Origin of the sequence: Actinomadura sp. KC06, from assembly GCF_004348735.1 — a bacterium.
Taxonomy (GTDB): Bacteria; Actinomycetota; Actinomycetes; order Streptosporangiales; family Streptosporangiaceae; genus Spirillospora.
Genome location: NZ_SMKT01000048.1, coordinates 1 through 24,648 on the forward strand (window position 1 = coordinate 1; position 24,648 = coordinate 24,648).

A 24,648-nucleotide genomic window follows, 5' to 3' on the forward strand; every position below is an offset into this window, starting at 1 on the left:
AGACCACCCCGGCCAGCCCCGCCCGCAAAGACACCATCAGGCCTGCCTACCAGAGCCCCACAGGCCCCCGTATCTCGTTACGCAAGACCCCGCGGACTGCGCTACAGTAATCAAGCCCGCTCCAACGGGCACCGGGACGTAGCGCAGTTTGGCAGCGCACTTGACTGGGGGTCAAGGGGTCGTGGGTTCAAATCCCGCCGTCCCGACAGCAACTCAGAGGCCACTTCCGATCATCGGAAGCTGGCCTCTAGTCGTCGGTACAGCCACGATGTACAGCTACACCCGCCCGCCTGGGAGCGGTCGGCGTCATGGGGACAACGAGATCACTTCGGGATCGTTGCTGTACGTGATGTAGTTAGGATGCTTTACCTGGCGGGTTCGCAAGGTGAACGCCAGCAACGAGATCCAGTCTTTCTTGTGGCCCAACTTCACCTCCACCCGCACCTCATGGTCATTGGCCTCAAGTGGGCCGTCCCTGCCGAGCTCAGCGAAGACTTAATGCGCTGAACGTCCCGACACGGGGAAGGGGGCCGCAAACCTGTGCTCATCCTCTTTCGTCGGCCGAAGCTGGGATCGTGTGGTGATCCATGTCAGCGGCGGTTCCTCGTCAACACGGAGCCTGATGCTCTGGACCACGATTGGTCGATAGAAAAAGAGCGGGCACGGCACTAGGCGGGCCAGTAAACGGCCAGTCGGTGCCGTGCACGCTGGAGCCAGGGATTCTTCAAGTCAGTCTCGAGCCCCACCGCCAGTCAACCGCTCCCCAAGACGCCTGAGAGCCTCTCTGGTGACCTCGGTCGGCACCTCCGTGTAGACCTCCATCGTGATGCTGATCTGGCTGTGTCGGAGGATCTCCATCGCCGTCCGAGGGTGCACGTCCAGCGTGGCCAGGAGTCGACCGCAGGTGTGCCGCGTGTCGTGCACCCGGATGGGACGGACGCCGGCGCTCAGCAGGGACCGAAAGACACAGCACGGCCAGGACGGCCCCTTGTCGCGGGCCCGGCATCGAGCCGGCCTCGGCGGTGCCTATCAGGGAAGGGTCATGCAGGGCCGCTCCCCTCCGTGAGTCGCTGGTATTGCTCGTCGCTGAGCTTGATGGCGGCCGCGTGCGCGTTCTCCTGCAGGCGGTGCAGCGTCGCGGTGCCGGGGATGGGGAGCGTCACCGGGGAGCGTCGAAGCAGCCAGGCCAGCGCGATCTGGGCGGTGGTGTGATCGGCGAGCCCCTCAATGTGGGTGAAGGCGCCGAGAGCGGAAAGGTCTCCGCTGCCGAGCGGTCCCCAGGGGATGAAGGCGATGCCCTGCTGCTCGCAGTGGCTCAGGACGTGGTCCCAGTGCCGGGTGGCGAGGTTGTAGTGGTTCTGCACCGAGACGATGTCGACGATCTCGCGGGCCGCCTGGATGTCGGCGATGTCGACCTCCGACAAGCCGATATGACAGATCTTCCCGGCCTCCTGCAGCTGTTTGACCGCGCCCAGGGTGTCGGCCAGCGGCACCCGCGGGTCGATCCGGTGCAGCTGGTAGAGGTCCAGGCAGTCCACGCCGAGCCGGCGCAAGCTGGTCTCGACGCCCTGGCGAATGAACTCCGGCAGGCCCACCGCCTCCCACTGGTCTGGCCCGGGCCGGACGCCGCCGCCCTTGGTGGCGACCACGATTCCGTCATAGGGGTGCAGGGCGTCCCTGATCAGTTCCTCGTTGGTGAACGGCCCGTAGGCCTCGGCCGTGTCGATGAAGTCCATCCCGAGCTCGACCGCGCGGCGCAGAACCGCGATCGCGCCGTCGCGGTCGGCGGGGTCGCCCCAGGTCCCGGGACCGGTCAACCGGATGGCGCCGTAGCCGAGGCGATGCACACGCAGGTCCCCGAGCTCGATGGTGCCGCTCAGATGCGCGGGACGCTGGACAGGGTGAGTGGTCGTCTGCCGGTGATTCATGCACCATAGGCTGACCTCTCAAGCCAACTTGAGCGCAACCTGGAGACGCCGGTGAGTGACGAGCTGTACTCGATCACAGAGGTCGCGCGCGCGTTCGGTGTCCGCGTCTCGGCCCTGCGCTACTACGAGGAACGCGGCCTGCTGCACCCGACCTGCCGACGGGCCAGAGTCCGCTACTACGACCGCGCGGCGCTCCGCTCGCTGGCGCTGCTGCAGCTGTGGCATCTCGACGGGATGATGAGCCTGGACGACACCACGACGCTCATGACAGCGCCGGACCCCGCCCGCTGGAGAGACACCCTCGCCACCCGCGCCCACGACCTCGAACAGCAGATCGAACACCTGCGCGCGGCCAAAGACGCCCTGGACCACTTCCTGAGCTGCACCAGCGAAGACCCCGCAACCTGCCCGGTCGTCGAGGAGATCCTCACCCACCGAATCGACCGAGCCCTGAACGGCCTGCCAGGCTAACCCCCCGCCGGGACGGCTCACATCCCCCTTCTGCCAGCGAGAATCCTCAGAGCCGAGGCGTCCGCCCACGGGAGCGTGAGGGAAGGCCATGAGTTCACGATTGGCGACCCGTGCGCCGTCGAGCTCCTCGGTCAGTTCTCACCTGACCTACCCGATCGAGAGGCCACGCCGCCCACCCTCGAACGCCATACAGCCATCGCGCCGTCAAGTCGGACGCCACACCCACTTTGCCGTTGCCGTGCGTCGCGCGCGTGGGCGTCGTCCTGAACGGCGAGGTTAGGGGGCGAAAGGCAGCGAGGAAGAGACTCGCCCGCGATTGACCGGCTTAGGCCGGGCACTCTGCGCTATTTACTCGGTTCGCGGCCTGGGATACGAGAGGGGACGGAATGATCAATGCCGATCCCCCGGAGGTACGCAATGCCGCGCTCTCCGCTCCGGCCAAGGCGTGCGACCCGCGTCCTGGCACTCATCGTGATCCTGGCACCGGCGGGCGTCCTCGCCGCAGTGCCCGCCGACGCGAACACTGCGACATCGGCCGCGCCACCACGGCCGCGGGGGCCGATGGCGCCGGGAGAATACAAGGCCCGGCAGGACACCTCCGGCGGTCTCGGGCTGCCGGAGCGTGCGCTGGTCAGGGCCTCGGAAGCCGCCGCGAAGGGGCCGAGGCTGCCGGTCGACTGGCGCTCCGAGGGGCCCGCCAACATCGGCGGCCGGGTCACCGGGATCGCCGTCGATCCCAACCGGCGTGACACCGTCTACATCGGCGCCGCCAGTGGCGGGGTCTGGAAGAGCACCGACCGGGCCGCCACCTTGACCTCCGTCTGGCCGCGGCGCAACCCGCAGGCCATCGGCGCGATGGCGGCCGGCTCCGACGGGGCGATCTACGCCGGGACCGGCGAGGCCAACCCCGGCGGCGGCTCCATCACCTACGAGGGCGACGGCGTCTACAAGTCGACCGACGGCGGGCGCTCGTGGAAGCGGCTCGGCCTGCGGAACTCCGCCACCATCTCGCTGATCGCCGTCGACCCGGAGAACCCGCGGCGGATCTTCGTGGCCGCGACCGGGTCGCTGTTCCGGCCGGGCGGCGAGCGCGGCGTCTACCGCTCGGAGGACGGCGGCCGTACCTGGACGCTCGTGCTGGCCGGGGCCAACGACACCACCGGCGCCAACAGCGTGGTGATCGACCCGGGGAATCCGCGGCGCGTGTGGGCGTCGATGTGGGACCGCCGCAGGGAGCCCGACCTGCGGCGCTACGGCGGCGTCGGCTCCGGGCTGTTCCGCTCCGACGACGGCGGGAGCACCTGGCGGCGGCTGGAGAACATCGTCACGCCGACGCCCGGCGACGACATCGGACTCCGGTCCGACCCGCGGCTCGGGCGCATCGGCATCGGCGTGGCGCCCGGCGATCCCGACCGGGTGTACGTGCTGACCTCCACGTACAGCCAGTTCGGCGACGTGAAGGGGTTCTACGTCTCCGACGACGGCGGCGCCTCGTTCAGGACCGGCACGCTGCCGGCCAGCGACGTCCCCTTCTGGTGGACCGGCCACCTCTGGGTGGACCCCGCCGACCGCGACCACCTCTACATGCCCTCGGCCAACCTGCGCGAGTCGGCCGACGCCGGCCGGACGTGGAAGGTCAACGAGGGCATGCACGTCGACCACCACGCGATGGTCTGGGACGCCAAGGTGCCCGGACGTGTATACGAGGGCAACGACGGCGGCGTCTACCGTTCCGACGCCAACGGCGCCACGCAGACCTGGATCAAGGCGGCCAACGAGCCGTACACCCAGTTCTACAGCGTGACCGCCAGCGCGCAGGACGTCACCCGGATGGCAGGCGGCACCCAGGACAACGGCTCGGTGCGCACCTGGAACGGCCCGCGCTGGAACGAGTTCCTCGGCGGCGACGGTGAGGCCAACGTCATCCACCCGCAGAACCACGACATCCTCTACAGCTGCTACCAGTTCGGCGCCTGCTTCCGCTCGGAGGACGCCGGCGACACCCTCACCGAGTTGCGCGGTGCAGCGGCCGACCGCTTCAACTGGTTCAGCCCGATCGAGCTGCACCCGGCCGATCCGAGCGTCGTCTACTTCGGTGGCGACCGGCTCAACCGGTCCGCCAACGGGCTCGACTTCACCCCGATCAGCCCCGACCTCACCGGCGGCCCCGGCCGCGACGAGGTGTACCCGTTCGGCACCCTCACCACCGTGGCCGCCGCCAGGACCGCCCCCGGCACCGTCGTCGTCGGCTCCGACGACGGCCGCATCTCCCTCACCCGCAACGACGGCGCCAACTGGTCGCTGGAACTGAAGGACCAGCCCTGGGTCACCCGAGTCGAAATCGATCCGCAGAACGCCCGCCGGATGTTCGCCACCCTCTCCGGCTACCGGGCCAGCGGCACCGGCGGGAACGTCCTGCACTCCGATGACGGCGGCGACACCTGGCGCGACATCAGCGGCAACCTCCCCGGGGCCCCAGCGAACGACATCGTCATCGGCCCGCACGGGCTGCTGCTGCTCGCCACCGATGTCGGCGTCTACGCCGGGCCGCCGTCCGGCCGCTTCTGGTTCCGCCTCGGCGACCTCCCGCTGGCCGCGATCACCGACATCGAATTCCAGGCGTCCTCCAACCGCCTCATCGCCGCCACCTTCGGCCGCGGCATCTACAGCACCCGACTTCCACGCGGCTTGGCCGGCAAGGTCCACGCCGCCGGCCGCCAGACGCCGTAAGGCCGCCACGAGCAAGCGGCGCAGTGGGCTTCCACCGGCCGCAGGAGACATCGACCACCAGGGCCCGGGCATTGGCCCCACAACAATCAAGGTGCAGGCAATCACGTTCGCGGCCCCTCCTCCCAGGGGCCGCAACGTGATCCGTAAGCGCTGCTCGGTCGTCCGTCCAGTGCCGGTCAAGGCACCGTCCCTTGACTGGCCAGCCGTGCTTCGCAACCGCTTCGTCGCAGACGGGCCGCCGAAACCGCGGTCACAACTCCGCCGCAACACCGTGCGCACCATAGACGTCTGCGGCACCTCATCCAGGTGGGTTGCGGACGTGCTCTGACCTGAATGTGTCCTAGGGTCGCTGTCATGGAGATGCAGCGGGGCACGCGGCGGACCTACCCGGCGGGAGTCACCTCGTGGATCGATGTCGAGCATCCCGACCTCGCCGCCGCTCGTGAGTTCTACAGCGGCCTTTTCGGGTGGACGTTCCAGAAGGTCGGGGGTGAAGGTTCGCAGTACGTCGTCGCGCAGCTCGATGGGCGGGATGTCGCCGGGCTCGCCGAGCGTGCCGATGCCGCCGGGCCCGGCAGCGGAGGTTGGAACACCTACGTCGCGGTCGACGACGTGAACCGGACCGCGGCTCGGGTGACCGCAGCGGGTGGACGTGTCGTCCTTCCTCCGACAACGGCCGGCGATGGCGGACGGCTGGCGCTGTGCGAGGACCCCGGCGGCGTGCCGTTTCGGCTGTGGGAAGCCCGCAACCGCCTCGGTGCCCAGCTGACCAACGCACCCGGCACCTGGAACTTCAGCGATCTCCACTCGGCCGATCCCGCCGGGGCCGCCGACTTCTACACCGCGGTGTTCGGCTGGCAGGTCACCGACACCGGGTTCGGTGCGATGATCCGGCGACCGGGGTACGGCGACCACCTCGCCGCGACCGTCGATCCTCACATCCACCAGCGCCAGGCGGCGATCGAGGCACCACCCGGCTTCGCCGATGCGATCGGCTGGCTGACGGCGGCGGCCGACGACGAGCAGCCTGCCTGGCACGTGACCTTCACCGTGACCGATCGCGACGACGTCGTCGCCAAAGTCGAGCGCCTGGGCGGCACGGTGGTGAGCACCGAGGACACCGACTGGACCCGTGCCGCGGTGGTCCGCGACCCGCAGGGAGCCGCCTTCACCGCTAGCCAGTTCACCCCACCGGCGAACTGAAGACGGCTCAGCGGGCCAGAGCCGACTTACAAGGCTCCAGTTCCGCGGCTCCGATGCTGACGCCAGGGTCCCCGTTGGTGGGCTTCCACGTGTCGAACGACCCGCAGTCCCATCAGATGCAATAGCGATCAGCTGGAGGATCGGACCGCATTCTGCCGGCGGCCCCGGCGCTAACCCGCGCGTCCGGGTTCAGATGAATCTGTGCCTATGCCGCCGCGTTCGATGCTCGTCAACAAGGAGATGGGCTCTCCGTCTCGGTCACCTGGGTTTGTCGCTCATGGTCGGCCGTCTTGTGGTCGAGAGGGCTGTGGCGCGGGAAGTGGGAGGGCCAGGCCGGTTTTGATGGTGTCGAAGGCGACCAGGGTCTCGTAACGCCTGATGTTGTCGTCGGCCTTGAACAGCCGATCGCCGAGGCGGCCGCATTCGCGCATGCTCCGTGCGGTCAGGACGACCACGTAGTCCCATGGTCCCGCGACCCGGTAGCACTGCTGGACCTGCGGGTCCGCGCGCATCCGTTCGGAGAAGGCGCGGTGGTGCTCGAAGGATTCCTGATCGAGGGTCACCAGGACGGTGGCCAGAACGGTTGGTCCGAGGCGGTGCGGGTCGAGGACGGCGACCTGCCTGGTGATGAGGCCGTCCTTGCGGTAGCGGGCGATCCGCCGCTGGACGGCGCTCGGTGACAGCCCGATCTGTTCGCCGAGGTCGTGCAGGGTGCGTCCGGCGTTGTGCTGGAGCAGGTCCAGCAGCAGGGCGTCGATGTCGTCCAGGCGCGGTGGCGGCGATTCGGGCATGCAAGATTATTGCGCCGGGGCGCGATATTTCTCAATCGCTTCGATCGGGAGTTCGAATAACGTCAGCCGGGTCGGCGAGCCTCTGAGGAAAGGTGACAGTTATGGACCTGGACGCGGCGCGCATCGAGCAGGCCATGCGAGTGATCGATCCGGTGTTCCTCAACACCCCTCAGTACCTTGACGAGCAACTGTGCCGGGCGCTGGGCGGCCGCAAGGTGACGGTGAAGCTGGAGACGGCCAACCCGGTGCGCAGCTTCAAGGGCCGGGGCGCCGATCTGATGCTGAGCACGCTCGCCCGCGGCACACCGGTGGTGTGCGCCAGCTCGGGCAACTTCGGTCAGGCCGTCGCCTACGCGGGACGGGCCCGCGGGATGCCGGTCGAGGTGTTCGTGCCCGAGACGGTCAATCCCGCCAAGCGGGAGCGGATGGAGGCCTTCGGCGCCCGGGTCGTTGAGGCCGGGGCGGACGGTTCGTCGGCGCGGAAGGCCGCCGCCGCCCACGCCGGACGCCATCTGGACCGCGTCTACCTGCAGGACGGTCTACAAGCGGCGATCGCCGAGGGCGCCGGGACGAGCGGACTCGAATTGACCCGCGGCTCAGGGGAGCCGGGTTTCGACGCCGTCGTGCTCCCGGTCGGCGACGGCGCGCTGATCAACGGCGTGGCGCGCTGGACGAAAGAGCATGCACCCGGCACCCGGATCGTGGGGGTCAATGCCGAAGGCGCCCCTTCGATGCTGGAAAGCCTCCGCGCCGGCCACGCGGTCCCCATCGAACGCGCCCGTACCTTCGCCGACGGGATCGCGGTGCGCAGCCCGCTGGAGGCCTCGGTACGGCGGGCCCGCGCCCTGGTGGACGAGATCGTCCTGGTGACCGACGAGGCCATCACCGCCGCCATGGAACTGGCCGCGCGCACGCTCGGGATCGTCCTAGAACCGGCGGGTGCGGCGGGCTTGGCGGCGATCGCCGAGGGCGCGGTCGCCGGCGACCGATTGGCCACGGTGCTGACCGGCGCCAACCCGCGTCCCGAACAGGTCTGGGAGCTGGCGGCCCGGCTCACCTGCCCCGCACAGGCGGCGAGGCGCGCCGAACGCACAACCTTCTGACCAACTAGCAGCGACCCGCGACCACCTGCGCGAGATCGCCACGGCCGACGTCCAGGCGGTGCTTGACCCGTTGTGAGATTCAGGTGAGGGCATCAGACGTCTCCGGCGTGCTATCGGTCTCCTCGGGAACGGGGGCCTGCTCGTGGCGGGTCAGCAGACCGATCACGATCGCTCCGGCGGCGACGATGGCGGCGCTGATCAGGGTCGTCACTTGCAGTCCTGTGGTGAAGGCGTCCCGTGCGGCGTCCAGCATCTCGGGGCCGGCCGGTCCGGGAAGCCCCTCCGCGGTCTCGACGGCGCCGGCGAGACTCTCCCTGGCCGCGCTCTCGGCGGCGGGCGGGACGCCGGTGGGCAGGGAGTCGCTCAGGCCGCTCCGGTAGATCGCCGTTCCCAGGCTGCCGAGCAACGCCAGCCCGGCGGCGAGCCCGAACTCCTGGCCGGTCTCCGAGATCGCCGAGGCCGCGCCGGCCCGCTCCGGGGGCGCCGTGGATATGATCCGGTCCATTGCCAGGAGGATCCATGGGCCGAAGCCCAGGCCCATCACGACCAGCCCGGTGATGACCCATGCCAGGCTGCCGGTACTGATCAGTAGCACGCCGGCCGCGACGACGCCCATGGATCCGGCCAGCACCACCGCCGGGCGGAACCTGTCGACGACCTGCGGCGCGAACTGGGTGCTCAGCAGCACCGAAGCGGCCTGCGGCAGCATCCACAGACCTGCTTCAAGGGGCGACAGGCCCCGGACCAGCTGCAGGTACTGGTTGACGAAGAGCATCACGCCGCCCATCGCGATGAGCCCCACCATCATCGAGGCGAGCGAGACGCTGAAGTTGCGGTAGCGGAACAGCCGTAGATCGATCATCGGGTCGGCCAGGTGCCGCTGCCGACGCACGAAGACGACGCCGAGGGCAAGGCCGGCCACGATGGTCACCGCCACTGTCGCGTCCGTGCCATGGGTGGCGATGCGCTTGATGCCGTAGATGAGCGAGAGCACGGTGCCCAGGGAGAGGACGGCGCTCAGAAGGTCGAGCCGTCCGGCCTCCGGGTCCCGGTACTCGGGCAACAGGAACGGCCCGGCGAGCAGCAGGATCGCCATCACCGGCACGCCCAGCAGGAAGACCGAACCCCACCAGAAGAACTCCAGAAGCAGCCCGCCGACCAGCGGACCGATCGCGGACCCCACCATGAACCCGCCCATCCAGACGGCCAGGGCCTTGGTGCGTTCCGCGTCGTCGGTGAACATGTTGCGGATCAGCGACATGGTCGACGGCATCAACGTCGCCCCCGCCACGCCGAGCAATGCGCGGGACACGATGAGCATCTCGGCGGTGGTGGAGTACGCCGCCAGCAGGGACGCCACACCGAAGGCGGCCGCGCCGGCCAGCAAGACCTTGCGCCGCCCGATCCGGTCCCCCAGCACCCCCATGCTCACCAGGAATCCCGCGATCATGAAGCCATAGATGTCCAGGATCCACAGCAGCTGGTTCGCCGTCGGGCCCAAGTCAGCACCCAAGTGCGGGACCGCCAGATGCAGCACGGTCATGTCGATCGAGATGAGCAGCGTGGGCAGAGTAAGCACAATCAGCCCGATCCACCGCCTGCGAACGGTCACCATATCCGGTCCTTCCTCTCTGGAGCTCAGCCGCCCGGCCGCGCGGGCGGGCAGTCGCCTACCAGTAGAGAAGTCGTCAATCGAGCACTCGATTCCGCGACCGACGATCACCGGCGCTTGGCGCGGAGGCGAAAGCGCCGGTTTCAACCGGCGCTTAACGGCAGGACCTCAGTCAATGCGAGCGAGGAGCCTGCCTCATGAGGTAGACCGGTGAGGCTTCAGGTTCTTGCGTTCGTCGATGCAGGCCTGGGTGGTGCGCGGGGTTGGTGGGTCGGTAGGTGAGCACGACGACGCCCGAGGTGAACCTGGTGGTGTCGGTCAGTTCGAGGCCGGTGACGCTGTCGGGGCGGAACAAGGGCTCGCCGGAACCCTTGAGGACGGGGTAGATCCAGACCCGGTACTCGTCCAGCAGCCCTTGCCGGGCGAGGCCGTCGGTGAGCCGGGCCGTTTCCCCCGTGCTGGGCGGCGGCCCGGGCGGGGGGGTGCGGTCAGGTCTTCGAGGCGCTACGGGCCTGGCTCCAGGCGGCGTTGTCCACGAAGTGGTTGTCGAAGCGTTCCTGCGTGCGCAGGACTTCCTGGGGGTCGGCCTGGCCGTGCCGGATCCGGTCGAGCAGGCGGAAGTAGTCGAACCGGTCCACGCCCGGGGTCAGCACGATCAGCACGTCGGCGGCCGAGTCAGGTGGCGCGGCGAAGGCGTGCGGGGTGTGCGGCGGGACCACCAGCAGGTCTCCCTCGCGCGCGGTCACCACCTCGTCTCCGATCAGCACCTGCAGCCGGCCGTCGAGGATGAAGAACATCTCCGCCGACGCGCGGTGGTAGTGCGGGGTCGCGCCGTCCTTGCCCCGGCCCAGGGCGGTGCGGCTGCTGCTCAGGAATCCGCTCGTGGCCGATGCGTCGGCCAGCAGTGTCATCGTGCCGGGCGCCGTGCCGAGCACCTCGGCCTCGTCCCGGCGCACCAGCACCGGCCGGCCCTTCGGCGTGTCCCGTGGGTGTGGTTCGGTCATGGAGGAGATAGTTCCATACCTGATAGTATGGCGTCAAATTATCTGGCATCAAATAGCGCAACCATCGAAGTAGGATGCCCTCATGGCCACCGCTAGCGCAGACTCCCCGGACGCGATCGACGCCGTCATCACGGCCTGGCGACGCGAACGTCCCGATCTCGACCTGACCGCGATCGCCGCCGCCGGGCGCCTCGGCCGTCTGGGCCTGGTGCTGGGCCCGGCCCAGGAGAAGGTGTTCACCGCCTTCGGCCTGCAACGCGGCGAGTTCGACGTCCTCGCGGCGCTGCGGCGCTCGGGCGAGCCGTACACGCTGAGCCCCTCGCACCTCTCCGAGTTGCTGATGCTCTCGCGCGCCGGGATGACCAACCGGCTCGACCGGCTGGAGACCGCCGGATTCGTCGAACGCACCCTGGACCCCGCCGACCGGCGCAGCTTCCGGATCCGGCTCACCGAGCACGGGTACACCACCGTGGACGCCGCGATGACCGAACACACCGCCAACGTCACCCGCCTGTTCTCAGCGCTGGACGACCAGGAACTGACCGTCCTTGACAAGCTTCTAAGCAAGCTGCTGCGGGAACTCACCGAGTAGGGAGCCCTTATTCGCGTTCGGAGAGGTCGGTGCCGACCCGTTCGAGGACGGGTCGCGCGGTCCGGTCGGCGAGCAGCAGGGCGATCGCGCCGAGCGCGAGAAGGCCGGCGAGGACACCGGTGCTGTAGGGGTTGAGCACGCCGGCCGAGCCGATCGTCGCGCCGCTGGCCAACCCCGCGATCGCGGCGATGGTGCCGAGCAGGGCCGACGGCAGGATCATCTCGCGGCGCTGCGCCGCGAGCAGGACCGTCTGGGGGGTGCCGGCCAGCCGCAGGGCGATGAAGGTGTCCCGCTGGTCGAAGATGCGCGCGATCGCGCCGATGATCATCGAGGCGAGCGCGACCAGCGCCGCGGTCGGCAGGATCAGGAAGCCGATGACGACCCCGTCCCGCAGCAGCCACATGTTCGGCAGGTGCTCGGCCATGCTCATCTCCGGACCCCACAGGCCGCTCTCGATCATCGCGGTCCGGGCGCGGTCCTGTTCGCTGTCGGGGCCTCGCGTGTCCAGGGTGAGCGTGGCCCATTCGCTCGCATTGAGCCAGTCCGGCGCCCCGCCCGTCTCCACGTCGGCGCGGATGCCCTCGGTCCGGAGCACGGTCTCGGCCTTGCGGGCGTTGGCGTCCAGGGAGGCGGCGGGCACGACGGCCTGTAGCCGCTCGGTCCCGGACGCGTACGCGCCGACGTTGCCGGCTCCGGCCGGGAGGCTGATGGCGACGAACCCGGCGATGAAGGACGCGAGCGTCAGGCCCCCGACCGTCCGCCAGGCGCTGCGCGGGCTGTCCGACAGGCGCCGTCCAGCGAGGAAGGTCGCCGGACGCCGGGCGCGCCAGGCCAGCAGCCTGCCGAGTCCCGCGACGATCCACGGCCCCGTCGACACCAGTCCCCAGCCGAGGAGCACCACGAAGGTGAAGGCGACGCCGACGAAGGGGTTGCTGCTGCGCAGCCAGAACAGCGCGATCGCCGCAGCGATGAACACCACGGACCACAGCCGCACCCGCCCCGGGTCACGGCGAGCGCGGCGGTAGGTGCCCAGCGGGTCGCGGACCGCCGCCCGGAGCCCGGTCAGCGCGCCCAGCGTCAGCACGCCGACCACCGCGGCCACGGTGGCGAGGGTGAGCACCACCCCTGGCCGCACGTCCGCGGTGAACCATTCCCCGCCCTTGATGGGCACCCGTGCCGTCAACGGCACGAGGACTCGATGCAGCACGGCCCCGCACACCGCCCCGATCCCCGCGAACGTCGCCAGCTCGGCGATGGTCAGCCGGACCACCTGCGAGGTGCGGGCGCCCAGCAGCCGCAGGGTCGCCAGCCGCCGCTGCCGGCGTCCCGCCATCAGCCGGGAGGCCAGCCCGCCGAGGCCGGCGAGCGGAAGCGCGGTCAGGACGATGGCGAGCAGCGCGATGTCCCGGTAGGTGGTCTGGTAGAGATCCGGGGTGTCCGACCATCCGTCGATCCTGGTCGGCGTCACCGACGAGACCTCGTTCCACTGATGCCGCGGCCGCCGGTCGCGCATCGAGGGATCGGACGGACGCCGCCCGACCACCGCGACGAGTTCGTCGGGATGCTCCAGATTCTCCCGGGAGAGTTCGGCGGTGACCGGACCGGGGAACCTGCCGGCGAGCCGGTCTGCCGGCAGGTCCGCCATCAGCTCGGCCAGACGCGGCGAGACCCACACTTCACCCGGCGCCGGGAACCTGCCCATTCCCGGGAGATCGGGCGGGTTCTGCCCCAGGGCGGCCAGTTCGACGACCGCGAGCGGACGCTCCTCGACGTAGTCGGTGAAACCCGTCTGGATCGCCGTGGGCCCGTTCGTCGCCTTCTCGGGGGTCCGCCACGCCGTCCGCTCCGCCCGGTTGTCCAGGCCCTGCTGCAACCCGAGCAACAGCAGCAGGACCAGGGTGATGACGGCGCCCGCCACCAGCGGGAGGCCGACCTCAAGACGGGTGGACCGGCCGCCGCCGCGCAGCAGGCGCAGCCACAGTCCACGCATCACTGCACCCTCTTCGGCTCGGGCAGGGTCCGGCCGTCCACGACCTGGACGATCCGGTCGCAGCGCTTGGCCACCCGCTCGTCATGGGTGACCAGCACCAGCGCCGCCTGCCGGTCCTTCACCGTCGACACCAGCAGGGAGATGACCTCGTCGCCCGTCCGCGTGTCGAGCGAGCCCGTCGGCTCGTCGGCGAACACGACCGCGGGGGCGAGCACCAGCGCACGGGCGATCCCGACGCGCTGCGCCTCGCCGCCGGACAACTCGCCCGGACGCCGCCGTTCGAGGCCGTCGAGACCGAGCGACGGGAACAGCTCCCGGGCCCGGGCGACCGCGTCGCGGCGGGCGGTGCCGTCCAGCATCAGCGGCAGCGCCGCGTTCTCGACCGCCGAGAGTTCTGGCAGCAGGCCGGGGAACTGGAAGACGAATCCGAAGTCCGACCGCCGCAGATCAGTGCGCCCGGCGTCGGACAGTTCATCGACCCGGACGCCGTCGAACACCACTTCCCCGCCGTCGGGCATCACGACGCCGGAAAGGCAGTAGAGCAGCGTGGACTTGCCCGACCCGCTCGGTCCCATCACCGCGACCGACTCACCCCGGTCGACCACGAGCGAGGCATGATGCAAAGCGGTGGTGCGCCCGTAGTTCTTCGCGAGGTCCGCCCCGGCGAGCACTGGACGGGCCGGCCTCGCACCGCCGTCAGCCTGCGTCATGGCGGCGCGGCGCGTAGGCGTGTGGTGAACCGGGCGGAGGCTCGGTGTGCATGGTCTGCGATGGCATGGGCCCAGCCTCACCGGCCCGCCATGCCCCGGGCATCCGCCATTGTCGGGCTTCCGCCTCGGCGGAAAGTCGGAGCCCTCACGGGGCCGACGTACAACTTTCTATTGATGCCCTGGTCGCGCGGCGCGGATAGCGTGCGACCCATGAGGCCGCCAATGCCGATCGACCTGCGCCCCGCGGCGCTCTGGGCGGCCGTATGGGGAGGGCGCCATCGGGTGATCGACGCGCTGGTGGCCGTCGCCCTTGCCGCGAGCGCGCCCTCCGGTGACGGCGGCTCTGGCCGCTCCATGGGTGAGGTCGGAATCACCTACCTCGAGCGGCCACCGATGTGGATCGCGCTGTCGTCGGGGCTCGCGGTGGGCGCCGCGGCCTGGTGGCGCAGGCGCCGCCCAGCGCTGTTCGTCCTGGTCGCCTTGGCCGGCTGGGTCGTGTTGTCCGCCTACATAGCCGTCATGGTCGCGCAGTACACCTTGGCACGGCACATGGCGTCGCGGCGCACGCGATCACAGCGTGCAGCGGGGATCAGCATCCTGGTGGCGGCGGCGGTCGTGGTCGGCGTCCCGATTCAGCGGGCGGCGGGCACCGACGCCGCGACGGCGGTCACGGCCCTGATCTGCGGAGTCCCCGCCCTGCTGGGGCTCTATGTCGGTGCCCAGAGCGAGCTGATCGCCAGGATGCGCGAGCGGGCGGAACGCGCCGAACGCGAGCAGCACCAGCGTGTCCTGCAGGCGCGCAGCGCCGAACGGGCCCAGATCGCCCGGGACATGCACGACGTGGTCACGCACCGCGTGTCGCTGATGGTGCTGCACGCCACGGCGCTGGAGGTGGCGCGGGACCAGGACGCCACCGCCATCGGCACACGGATCGGCGTCATCGGACGCGAGACACTGGACGAACTGCGTTCACTGGTGGAGGTCCTGCGCGCCGACGGCGACAACGCCGCGCCGCTCACGCCGCAACCCACCCTGGCCGATCTCGGCGGGCTGGTCGAGTCGTCCCGCCGTCTCGGCATGCCGGTCACCCTGGAGGCGGTCGACGACTGCGACGCCGCGCTTCCCGCGTTCGTCGAGCACGCCGTCTACCGTGTCGTCCAAGAGGCCCTGACCAACGTGCACAAGCATGCCGCCACCGCACCGACCCACGTCCGTATCCACCACACCCACGACGCCCTTCACCTGCGCGTGACCAACGGCCGCGCGCCGCGCGCCGCCCACGCCGAGCTGCCCGCCGGCGGGCACGGCCTGATCGGCGTCGCCGAGCGAGTCCGGCTGGTCGGCGGCGAACTCACCGCACGACCGACCGCCGAGGGCGGATTCGACATCACCGCCGACATCCCGCTGACACGACAGCACACCCCATGAGCGAACCGATCCGGGTACTGATCGCCGACGACGAGTGGATGGTGCGCTCCATGCTGCGCACCATCATGGAGTCCGCCCCGGACATCACCGTGATCGGCGAGGCCGGCGACGGGGCCGAAGCGGTGACCATGGCCCAGAACCTGCGCCCCGACGTCGTGCTCATGGACATCCGGATGCCCCGCGCCGACGGCCTGACCGCCACCGAACGCCTCGCGAGATCGCCCCGCCCGCCGAACGTGGTCGTCCTGACCACCTTCGACCTCGACGAATACGTACGAACCGCACTGGCCCACGGAGCGGTCGGCTTCCTGCTCAAGGACGCGACCGCCGGTGACATGATCACCGCGGTCCGCAGCGCGGCACGCGGCGAAGCGATGCTCTCCCCCAAGGTGACCCGCCGCCTGCTCCAGCACTTCACCAAGGCCGAATCGGGACGAACCCAGGCCGAACACCGCCTCAAGGCCCTGACCACCAAAGAACGCGACGTGCTCATCGCGCTGGGCAACGGCCTGTCCAACACCGACATCGCAACCAGCCTGCACATGAGCGAGGCAACGGCCAAAACCCACGTCAGCCGGATCCTGACCAAACTCTCCCTCACCAACCGCGTCCAAGCCGCCATCCTCGCCCACCAAGCAGGTCTGCTCGACTAACGTCCCGCAGAGCGCTCGCACCACCGAAACGCGGTGGTAGTGCGGGATCGCGCCGTCCTTGCCCCCCGGCCTCAGGGCAGTGCGGCTGCTACTCAGGAATCCGCTGATGGCCGATGCGTCAGCCGGCAGCGTCATCGGGCCGGGCACCTTGCCGAACACCTCAGCCTCGTCCCGGCGCACCAGCACCGGCCGGGACTTCAGCATCTCCCGCGGGTGTGGCTCGCCCATGGCGGAGACAGCAGCCTTACTCGGCGGTCCGCGAGAACCGTCAGACGATGGCGCCGTGATGGCACAAACGACGCTTTCCAGCACCCCGCAAGACCTCACCAGCCCACACACAGGATCCTCGCGCAGCCCGCTGACCTCGCCAAACCGACCACGGCCAACCTGATCGCCTCGTCGGAATCAGCCAACGCGCGAAGACCGGCAAGAACGACGACTCGGATTCATGCTCGTCGACCAGGATCAACGACAACGCCAGCTGACCGAAATCATAGGGCGGCCGGTTCGCAATCCCGAATATTAGGTATATCTCTCCGCTGCCAGCTGGGGTGAACATTGTTCTGTCGGCCCGCACCATTTCATGTAAGGAGGGCTCGGTGGCGGGCCGCACGGAACGCTGGTGAGGTCAATTCCGGCCGCACCGGTGGGCGTGGCCTTTGGCACCGGAGCAGCCCAGGCTGCCCTTTGCCCTCTGGAACGAGCATGCATCGGAGAAACAAGAATGACAGCGAAGCACAGGATCTTTTCGGCGTGCCTGCTGGCTGCCCCGGCGCTCGCCGCCGCGGTCGTAATGGCGCCGGCCAGCGCGCAGGCCGAGCCGGGTCCGGCTCAGTCCCCGTCCCGGGCGGTCGCGAAGAAGCACTGCGTGGTCTACCTGGCCGAACACGGGAAGATGACCTGCCACTCCACCTTCCGCCAGGCGATGGCGGATGCCACCGGCGGACGGATCACCGACGCCCCCGACAGCCCGGCCGCCGCGGTGTCGGACCGGAGGTTCAACGACCGCCTCAATTCCACTTCCGGCGGAAAGAAGAGCTCGCGAGGCGCCGTCCAAGCCGGCCACATCGTCGTTTCCATCGAGTACATGCACAACGTCGACGGTCCCAGCAGGGTGTTCACGGGAGACCACCTGTGCTCGGGCCCCATCTCCGACGTGGATTTCAGCTTCGGGGACTTGAGGACCGTCGGCTTCGACAACACCATTTCGTGGTTCGCGACCTACGGCAACTGCTACGTGGCGCACTTCGAGGAACCGTACTTCGGCGGTGTCAAAACTGGATTCCTTTCGGGCCCGACGTACATCGGTGACCTGATGAACGACCGGAGCACGTCACTGCAATGGTCGTAACGGCGCCGGTGATCCTGTCGCCTTGCCACAGCGGTTCCGGCCGGCAGTGGCGGCAGTGATCACCATCCTCGCCACTCCTCGGCCCGCCATCGCTCACAGATGGCGGACGCGTCACCAAAAGGAGGCCGTATCCCGGGCCTGGCCCGGGATACGGCCTCAACGACCGGAGTGCGACGTGGTGGTGGGGCCGAGGGGTGTGACGTCGTTCGGGTGCGGTGATGCGCGGCCGGGAATGCGTTCGTTCAGCTCGCCAGAGCGGCGAGGAGCTCATCACGACCGTCCGCGCCGGTCTTTCGGTAGATTGTTTTCAGGTGCTGATTGACGGTGTGCACCGACATCTCCAGTGCGCGGGCAATGCGTTTGGGAGGCGTCGCCGTGCACAACTGCTCGATGACCTGGCGTTCACGGGCGGTGATCTCATGCCAATGGCAGAAGGAGGTCAGCAGCAACTCGCCGCCGGCCGCCTGGACGACAATGGCCACCTCGCCGGAACCATCGGCGTCCAGGGGTTGCCCCTGCAAGGCGATCCAGCGTCCGGCGCTGGTCTTCGACAAGCACATCCATGGCTTCCAGGCCCCCGGATCTGCGATGTTCTCGCGCGTGTGATGCGAGATCTCCGCGGCGAACGGGGCCAGGGCCCGTTCCGTCACACCGCGCTGCCTGGGCAGCCACACCTGCTCCAGCCACTCCTTCGCCTGTGGAGAGATCTGTTGGACCGTGTGGTCGGCGCCGACGATGATCACCCCCGCGGGCAACGCCGGGACGCCCGGGGCCAGCGGTTGCGCCCCCATGAACGTGCGGAAGGTGGCCGCCAGCACCGGACCCAACCGCGCCAACCTGGCCATCTCGTCCTGGTCGAACGGCCTGGCGCCCTCCGCCCTGGCCACGCCCACGAAACCCCATACGCCCCGGCGATCCCGCACCAGCAACCGCAGCTCGCTGCCCACCCCGTGCGCCGCGAGGATCTCCCGGGTGCGACGCTGCCGGGGCCCATCGCCCCCTCCAACACCCACCACTCCCACCGGCACAGGTCGGCGCGCAAGGTCATCGGGTCGGCACGGATCCCCGTCGGCGAAGCGGTCGAGCACCAGTTCCTCGGCGAGTTCGGGCCCGTCGCGATGCCAGCCCCGCAACGAGCCCAGCCACAATCCCGCCGCCGGATTGGTGTGCACCAGCCGCAGCACATCATGTGCCACCTGCGACCCGATCGCACCGCACAGTACCTCGGTCAGTTCCTCAACGCTGACGCCCTGCTCGGCCAAGGCGTGCAGTTCGCGCGCCAGCCGGTCCAAGCTCACTTCCACCACGACCCCCGCTGCGTGAGGAATCAAGACAACAATCACCCCGCACAGCGTCCGGCCTGCGGTGGATTCAGACATCCGTGTAAACCACGACACACATGTCCGGGCACGGCCAATCGGTTGTCGCGGTGAGGTTCGACAGGTGGGGCCAGTCAGAGCGCGCCGGACATTGTCGTGGGTGCGGTGCCGCACGAGCTCGCCGAGGACGTCGCGGTGAGCTCGTGCGGCACCGCGGGGTCACGATACGGCCGGGATCGCGATCGTCTAGTGCCGTGCCCAGAAATGCTCGCTGGGTTCGTGGCACGTCGGGGATGGGGCTGGAACCGCGGCCCGGAGCTGCGAGGCAGAGCAGCCAGGGCCGCTAAGGGTGTCGAGCGGAGTGGGGCGCGAGTGGTGGCAGGGCATCCGAATGACCCTCATTCCCCTCTCGTATGAAGACTGACGGCCGCGCCTCGCCTGTGTTCAATCGGGTCCGTCGCATCGGAGCCGAACATTGGAGGAGACGGCCGTGCACGATGACCGCGTTGCGGGGGCCGGAGGACGGACCGTGGTGGTGATCGGCGGCACCAGCGGGATCGGCGCCGCGATCGCCGGCCGTTTCGCCGCCGACGGGGACCACGTCGTCGCCGCCGGGCTCGACGCTGCGAGCGCCGCGCGCGAACTGGGCGAGAACGTGCGGAGAGTGGAGCTCGACGTCCGGCGGGAGGACGATCTCCGCGTGTTCCTGGGCACGTTCGGCGAGCTGCACGTCCTCATCAACGCGGTCGGCGTCGTCGCGCGCGGCCGGGAGTTCGAGTCCGAGGTGTTCGCCGACGTCGTCGGGGTCAACCTCACCGGCACGATGCGGAGTTGCCTGGCCGCCCGCCAGGCGCTGGCCGGCGCGCGCGGCTGCATCGTCAACATCGCGTCCATGCTGAGCTTCTTCGGCGGCGCCAAGGTCCCGGCGTACAGCGCGAGCAAGGGCGGCGTGCTGCAGCTGACCAAGTCCCTCGCCGTGGCCTGGGCGGACGAGGGCATCCGGGTGAACGCCGTCGCACCGGGGTGGATCCGCACCGGGCTGACCCGCGAACTGCACGAGAGCGCCGAGACCAGCCGCCGCATCATCGACCGTACGCCGATGCGGCGCTGGGGCACGCCCGCGGACATCGCCGGCGCCGTGTCGTTCCTCGCCGGTCCCGACGCCGCGTTCATCACCGGCGCCGTGCTCGCGGTCGACGGCGGATATCTGGCCGCGTGAATCCCGCTCGCTGAACTCCGGAAAGGATCGATGTCCATGGCCGTCATTCCCATGTCCGCCGCCGTACCGCCGGAGATCGCCGTGGCCGCCGTGCCCGACGACGACCGGGTGTGGGTGCCGCAGGCGCCGAACGTGTGGTTCCGCCCGCTGATGTTCAACACCGTGACCGGACAGTGGTGCAACCTGCTCAAGGTGACCGCCGCCGGCATCGTCTCGCGGCACCGGCATCCGGGGGTCGTCTTCGGCTTCGTGCTCAAGGGCAAATGGCAGTACCACGAGCACGACTGGGTCGCCGAGGAGGGCCATTTCGTCTATGAGCCGCCCGGCGAGATCCACACGCTGGAGGTGCCGCCGGACTGCCCCGAGATGATCACGTTCTTCAACATCACCGGGGCCATGGCGTACGTCGACGAGAACGGCGAGCAGATCGGCTACGAGGACACCTTCACGAAGATCGACATGTGCCGGGCCCACTACGCGAAGAACGGCCTCGGCGCCGGCTACGCGGACCAGTTCGTCCGCTGACGGCCCTCAGGGGCCCCGGACGACCCATCTGCACCATTTAACTATCGGTGCGCCGCGGGTAACGTTCTCGACGATCTCGGCTTGTGGGAGGACGGCCATGGACCTCAGCAGCGCGCATCACTACCGAATCGACTGGATCGCGAGCTTCGTGGCGGTGGCCCGCCACGGCAGCTTCTCCGCCGCCGCCCGCACCCTCTACCGCTCCCAGCCACGGGTCAGCAGCCACGTCGCGGCCCTGGAACGGCTGGTCGGCCGGAGGCTTGTGGACCGTTCCGTTCAGCCGGCCATCCTCACCCCCGAAGGCCGCGGGCTGCTGCCGCACGCCGAGGAGATCATCCGCCGGCTCGACCTGCTCGCCGAGACGGCGGCGGGGACCGTGTGCGGGACGGTCCGGCTGGGCTGCTATCCGAGCGTCGCGGCGTACCTGTACCCGCGTGCGGTGCGGGCGCTGCGGGACACCCATCCGCAGGTGCGCCTGGTGCTGCACGAGGGCCCCAGCCTGGAGATCGGGGAGCAGCTCGCGGACGGCGGCGTCGACCTCGCCGTGCGCCCGCTGCATCCGCTGGTCAACTCCGACCGGGTGACCAGCGAGGTGCTGTGGCGCGAGCCGCTCGTCGCCGTGTTCCGGGCCGACCACCCGCTGGCCCGCGAGCCCGAGGTGACGCTGGCGCAGGCCGCCCGGCTGCCGGTGATCAGCATCGGGGAGAGCGACGACGGCCACAGCCGCCAGTACGAGACCAACCTCGCGTTCGCCAACCACGGGCTGCACCCCGTGATCAGCGAACGCACCAACCAGCCGCAGACACTGATCTCCCTGGTCCGGCACGGCCTGGGCGTCGGCATCACGAACGCGCTCGCCATGACCACGGCCAACACCGACGGGGTCTGCCTGGTCCCGCTCGCCGGGGCGGGCTTCGAGCGGGTCGTCGCCGCCTGGTGGCGGCTGGGCGAGGGCGTGTCGCCCGCCGTGGAGGCGGTACGGGACAGCCTGCGCCGGCTGGCCCCGCCCGCATGGCCCTGGCCGGACAGCGCGCCGCCCTCGATGCCGGCCGCCGTATAGCCGCCGGCATCCAATTGTCGAATAACCGCATTCGAGCTCCGCCCTTAACCGCTCCGATAATCCGCTTCTACGGTTTCTGTAGCCGCGTCACCGAGCCGGTCGCGCCATGCCGGAAATTCCTCTCCGGAATGTGGCGCCTTGCAGGGAACGCTTTGCAGAGAACGGAGCCCAGACGACATGACCACGACGCTTCCCACGGATATCATCACCGCGTTCCGTTCCGTCGCCACCGCCTCGGTGGCCGACGCGGTCGAACTGGGCGGCCGCCGCGGCTACCTGTCCGGCAGCGTCCGGCAGATGCTCCCCGGCGCGGGCCGGCTCGTCGGCCCGGCGGCGACGGTGCTGGAGGTGCCCTCGCCCGATCCGGCCCCGCCGGCGCACGCCCTGCGGGCCATCGACGAGTCGGCGCCGGGCAGCGTCGTCTGCATCGCCGCGGGCGGCGCCGACGTCGCCGTGTGGGGCGGCCTCATGTCGGCCGGGGCCGTGGCCAACCGCGTCGCCGGCGCGGTGCTCGACGGCGCCGTCCGCGACGTCGAGGAGATCCGCCGCGACTATCCGGACTTTCCCGTCTACGCCCGCGGCAGCGTCCCCGCGACCACGGTCGGCCGCTACCGCACGGTGTCCCTCAACGAGCCCGTGGAGATGGGCGGCGTCGCGGTGCGCCCCGGCGACCTCATCGTCGCCGACGCCGACGGCGTGGTGTGCGTCCCGTCGGAGAGCGTCGCCGCGGTGCTGGAGGCGGCGCTGGAGATCGAGCGGCGGGAGCGGGAGCAGACGGCGCTGATCCTCGAATCGGGCTCGCTGCGCGGCGGCCTCGAGAAGCACGGCCGGATCTGAGCCGTGGACATCCTCGCGGTGGGCGAACCCCTGCTGGAGTTCAACGCCCGCATCGACGGCGCCCGGCCGGTCGAGGGCGACGACGCCTTCACCGTCGGCTACGGCGGCGACACCTCCAACTTCGCCGTCGCCGCGGCCCGCTCCGGCGCCCGCGCCGGCTACGTCACCCGGATCGGAGACGACGACTTCGGCGCCGCGTTCCTGCGGCTGTGGGAGCGGGAGGGCGTCGGCACCGACCACGTCGTGCGCGAGGCCGGCGGGCGGACCGGCATCTACTTCGTCTCCCGGACGCGGTCGGAGAGCAGGTTCGTCTACTACCGCGCGCACTCCCCCGCCAGCCGGCTCGCCCCGCGGGACATCCCGGCGGACGCCGTCGGCCGGGCCCGGCTCGTCCACGTCACCGGCATCACCCAGGCGATCAGCCCGTCGGCCTGCGACGCGGGCTTCCACGCCATGGAGCTGGCGCGGCGGGCCGGCACGCTGGTCAGCTACGACCCGAACCTCCGCCCCGCCCTCTGGCCGGCGGAGCGCGCCCGCGCCGTGATCATGCGCGGCGTCGAGCTGTGCGACATCGCGCTGCCGAACCTCACGGAGGGCCGTGCCCTCACCGGGGAGCACGGGCCCCGGGAGGTGCTGGACGCCTTCGTCCGGCGCGGCCCGTCCACCGTGGTGCTGAAGATGGGCGCCGAGGGCGCGCTGGTGGCGCACGAGGGCACGGTCACCCGCATCGACCCGCACCCCGTGCGGCAGGTCGACCCCACCGGCGCCGGCGACACCTTCGACGGCGCGTTCGCGGCCCGGCTGCTGGACGGCGCGCCGGCGCCCGAGGCCGCCCGCTACGCGGCGGTGGCGGCGGCGCTCACCACGACCGGCCCCGGCGCGGTCACCCCCATCCCCCGCCGCGGCACGGTCGACGCCGTGCTCGCCGGGGGCCACCGACCCGTCCGACCGTCCAGACCGATCAGGAGATGACCCATGTTGCGCGCGAAACGCCATCTCGCGGCGGTGGCCTGCTCTGGCATCGTGACGATGCTCGCGGGGTGTTCCGGCGGATCCACCGTCGACGACAACGTCGCAGGCGACGGTGCGAACGCCCCCACCAAGGTCTCCGCGGGATACGTCTCGGCCATCGACCAGCTCGGCCTGCCGGCCGGGGTCGAGGCCGGCTATTTCGACGACCAGAACCTCAACGTGAAGCTCGCCGACCCGTTCCCCACAGGCGTGGACGCGCTCAATGCGCTCCAGGCGGGCCAGGTGGACTTCGTGCAGGTCGGCACGCCGGCCATCGCCGCCACCCAGAAGGGCCTCGACCTGGTGCTGGTGGGCAACTACACCGGGTCGGCCAGCCGGCGCAGCATCGACGACACCATGGCCGTGGTGGCGAAGGGCGACTCCGGGGTGGACGCCAAGGACCTGAAGACGCTGCGGGGCAAGCGCGTCGGCGTCTCCGAGGGCTCCATCAACCACCTGTACCTGCTCGGGCTGCTGAAGAAGGCCGGGCTGAAGGCGGCCGACGTCACGATCGTGAACACCGAGCCGCCGGACATGGCGGTGGCGCTCAAGTCCGGCGGCATCGACGTCGCCATCGTCTGGGACCCGTTCTCGATCACCATCACGCAGCAGGTGGCCGGGGCGAAGGAGGTGCTGCGCGGCGGCGGGTACATCCCGTTCGTCGGCTACATCGTCACCACCCCCAAGTACGCCCAGGAGCACCCTGACGTCGTCAGCCGCTTCCTCACCGCGCGGGCGACCGCCGACCAGTGGATGCGGCAGAACCCGGCCAAGGCCGCCGATGCCGCGACGCGGTGGCTGCCCGGGATCAAGAAGTCCGTGGCGTCCGAGGCGATGACGCACAACGTGAAGCAGCTCGACCCGCGCTTCTCGGCCTGCAACTACCTCGCGCTCGACACCGTCGCCCAGCTGCTGGCCGCGCAGGGGAAGGTCAAGGCCGGGTTCGACGTCAACAAGCTCTTCCGTCCCGGACCGATCCTCAAGGTGATGGCCGCCGAGCCGAAGCTCTTCCAGGACCTTCCGGCGATGCCGGCGTCCGCGAGGATCCAGGACGGCTACACCTTCGACCGCGCGGCGGCCGAGAAGGCGTGCCCGTCGTGACGGCGCCGAC

The 24,648-nt window shown here is 70.0% G+C and carries 22 protein-coding genes and 1 tRNA gene; 15 read left to right on the forward strand and 8 right to left on the reverse strand.

Going from position 1 to position 24,648, the window contains the following annotated elements:
- Positions 1–132: 132 nt before the first annotated feature.
- Positions 133–206 (forward strand) — tRNA-Pro (locus E1287_RS17405).
- A 523-nt stretch (positions 207–729) separates the two neighbouring features.
- Here the strand turns inward: E1287_RS17405 and E1287_RS17410 are convergent.
- Together E1287_RS17410 and E1287_RS17415 are read right to left on the reverse strand one after the other, a co-directional pair.
- Positions 730–954 carry a tyrosine-type recombinase/integrase gene (locus E1287_RS17410; protein ID WP_131966039.1) on the reverse strand — a complete coding sequence of 75 codons (225 nt, stop codon included), beginning with the start codon at positions 952–954 and terminating at the stop codon, positions 730–732.
- Positions 955–1,040: 86 nt separating this feature from the next.
- The gene (locus tag E1287_RS17415; RefSeq protein ID WP_131965998.1) at positions 1,041–1,928 is read right to left on the reverse strand and encodes an aldo/keto reductase; all 888 of its coding nucleotides are present in this window, start codon (positions 1,926–1,928) and stop codon (positions 1,041–1,043) included.
- A gap of 51 nt (positions 1,929–1,979) precedes the next feature.
- Between E1287_RS17415 and E1287_RS17420 the strand changes: the two genes are divergently transcribed.
- From E1287_RS17420 to E1287_RS17430, 3 genes are all read left to right on the forward strand, one after another.
- On the forward strand, positions 1,980–2,399 hold the full coding sequence (locus tag E1287_RS17420; protein ID WP_207934273.1) for a MerR family transcriptional regulator: 420 nt from the start codon (positions 1,980–1,982) through the stop codon (positions 2,397–2,399).
- Positions 2,400–2,960: 561 nt separating this feature from the next.
- Positions 2,961–5,129: a sialidase family protein gene (locus E1287_RS17425; RefSeq protein ID WP_131966000.1), complete on the forward strand. Its 2,169-nt coding sequence runs from the start codon at positions 2,961–2,963 to the stop codon at positions 5,127–5,129.
- Positions 5,130–5,483: 354 nt separating this feature from the next.
- Positions 5,484–6,332, forward strand: coding sequence for a VOC family protein (locus tag E1287_RS17430; RefSeq protein ID WP_207934274.1), 849 nt, complete (start codon positions 5,484–5,486; stop codon positions 6,330–6,332).
- A gap of 275 nt (positions 6,333–6,607) precedes the next feature.
- On the opposite strand, the gene E1287_RS17435 is transcribed toward E1287_RS17430, so the two are convergent.
- Entirely contained in the window at positions 6,608–7,123 is a 516-nt protein-coding gene (locus E1287_RS17435; RefSeq protein ID WP_131966001.1) for an Lrp/AsnC family transcriptional regulator, read from the reverse strand.
- Between the two features lie 101 nt (positions 7,124–7,224).
- On the opposite strand from E1287_RS17435, the gene E1287_RS17440 reads away from it, so the two are divergent.
- On the forward strand, positions 7,225–8,226 hold the full coding sequence (locus E1287_RS17440) for a pyridoxal-phosphate dependent enzyme (protein WP_131966002.1): 1,002 nt from the start codon (positions 7,225–7,227) through the stop codon (positions 8,224–8,226).
- Between the two features lie 79 nt (positions 8,227–8,305).
- Here the strand turns inward: E1287_RS17440 and E1287_RS17445 are convergent, their stop codons facing one another.
- Both E1287_RS17445 and E1287_RS17455 read right to left on the reverse strand, forming a co-directional pair.
- Complete coding sequence (locus E1287_RS17445; protein ID WP_243719132.1) at positions 8,306–9,985, reverse strand: MFS transporter; 1,680 nt, start codon at positions 9,983–9,985, stop codon at positions 8,306–8,308.
- Between the two features lie 341 nt (positions 9,986–10,326).
- Positions 10,327–10,842 (reverse strand): cupin domain-containing protein, encoded by a 516-nt coding sequence (locus E1287_RS17455; protein WP_131966003.1) that lies wholly within the window; start codon positions 10,840–10,842, stop codon positions 10,327–10,329.
- 82 nt (positions 10,843–10,924) lie between these two features.
- On the opposite strand from E1287_RS17455, the gene E1287_RS17460 reads away from it, so the two are divergent.
- On the forward strand, positions 10,925–11,434 hold the full coding sequence (locus tag E1287_RS17460; RefSeq protein WP_131966004.1) for a MarR family transcriptional regulator: 510 nt from the start codon (positions 10,925–10,927) through the stop codon (positions 11,432–11,434).
- Positions 11,435–11,441: 7 nt separating this feature from the next.
- On the opposite strand, the gene E1287_RS17465 is transcribed toward E1287_RS17460, so the two are convergent.
- The gene (locus E1287_RS17465; protein ID WP_131966005.1) at positions 11,442–13,424 is read right to left on the reverse strand and encodes an FtsX-like permease family protein; all 1,983 of its coding nucleotides are present in this window, start codon (positions 13,422–13,424) and stop codon (positions 11,442–11,444) included.
- Positions 13,424–14,134 (reverse strand): ABC transporter ATP-binding protein, encoded by a 711-nt coding sequence (locus E1287_RS17470; protein WP_131966006.1) that lies wholly within the window; start codon positions 14,132–14,134, stop codon positions 13,424–13,426. Before E1287_RS17470 ends, E1287_RS17465 begins: the two co-directional genes overlap by 1 nt.
- Before the next feature lie 210 nt (positions 14,135–14,344).
- Here E1287_RS17470 and E1287_RS17475 point away from each other — a divergent pair, with 210 nt between their 5' ends.
- The 3 genes from E1287_RS17475 to E1287_RS17485 all read left to right on the forward strand — a co-directional run bounded on the left by E1287_RS17475 (position 14,345) and on the right by E1287_RS17485 (position 17,566).
- Positions 14,345–15,562: a histidine kinase gene (locus tag E1287_RS17475; protein ID WP_207934275.1), complete on the forward strand. Its 1,218-nt coding sequence runs from the start codon at positions 14,345–14,347 to the stop codon at positions 15,560–15,562.
- Positions 15,559–16,215: a response regulator transcription factor gene (locus E1287_RS17480; RefSeq protein ID WP_131966007.1), complete on the forward strand. Its 657-nt coding sequence runs from the start codon at positions 15,559–15,561 to the stop codon at positions 16,213–16,215. The genes E1287_RS17475 and E1287_RS17480 overlap by 4 nt, the downstream gene beginning before the upstream one ends.
- Positions 16,216–17,083: 868 nt before the next feature.
- Positions 17,084–17,566 (forward strand): hypothetical protein, encoded by a 483-nt coding sequence (locus tag E1287_RS17485; RefSeq protein WP_131966008.1) that lies wholly within the window; start codon positions 17,084–17,086, stop codon positions 17,564–17,566.
- Between the two features lie 242 nt (positions 17,567–17,808).
- Here E1287_RS17485 and E1287_RS17490 read toward each other — a convergent pair whose 3' ends face one another.
- Positions 17,809–18,945, reverse strand: a complete 1,137-nt coding sequence (locus E1287_RS17490) for a helix-turn-helix transcriptional regulator (RefSeq protein ID WP_131966009.1) — start codon at positions 18,943–18,945, stop codon at positions 17,809–17,811.
- Positions 18,946–19,375: 430 nt separating this feature from the next.
- Here E1287_RS17490 and E1287_RS17495 point away from each other — a divergent pair, with 430 nt between their 5' ends.
- The 6 genes from E1287_RS17495 to E1287_RS17520 all read left to right on the forward strand — a co-directional run bounded on the left by E1287_RS17495 (position 19,376) and on the right by E1287_RS17520 (position 24,638).
- Positions 19,376–20,104, forward strand: coding sequence for an SDR family oxidoreductase (locus E1287_RS17495; protein ID WP_131966010.1), 729 nt, complete (start codon positions 19,376–19,378; stop codon positions 20,102–20,104).
- Positions 20,105–20,140: 36 nt separating this feature from the next.
- Entirely contained in the window at positions 20,141–20,629 is a 489-nt protein-coding gene (locus tag E1287_RS17500) for a 2,4'-dihydroxyacetophenone dioxygenase family protein (protein ID WP_243719134.1), read from the forward strand.
- A 97-nt stretch (positions 20,630–20,726) separates the two neighbouring features.
- Positions 20,727–21,689, forward strand: a complete 963-nt coding sequence (locus E1287_RS17505) for a LysR family transcriptional regulator (protein WP_131966012.1) — start codon at positions 20,727–20,729, stop codon at positions 21,687–21,689.
- A gap of 177 nt (positions 21,690–21,866) precedes the next feature.
- On the forward strand, positions 21,867–22,526 hold the full coding sequence (locus tag E1287_RS17510; RefSeq protein WP_131966013.1) for an RraA family protein: 660 nt from the start codon (positions 21,867–21,869) through the stop codon (positions 22,524–22,526).
- Positions 22,527–22,529: 3 nt separating this feature from the next.
- Positions 22,530–23,498, forward strand: coding sequence for a sugar kinase (locus tag E1287_RS17515; RefSeq protein WP_131966014.1), 969 nt, complete (start codon positions 22,530–22,532; stop codon positions 23,496–23,498).
- A gap of 3 nt (positions 23,499–23,501) precedes the next feature.
- On the forward strand, positions 23,502–24,638 hold the full coding sequence (locus tag E1287_RS17520) for an ABC transporter substrate-binding protein (RefSeq protein WP_131966015.1): 1,137 nt from the start codon (positions 23,502–23,504) through the stop codon (positions 24,636–24,638).
- The last annotated feature ends 10 nt before the right edge of the window (positions 24,639–24,648 follow it).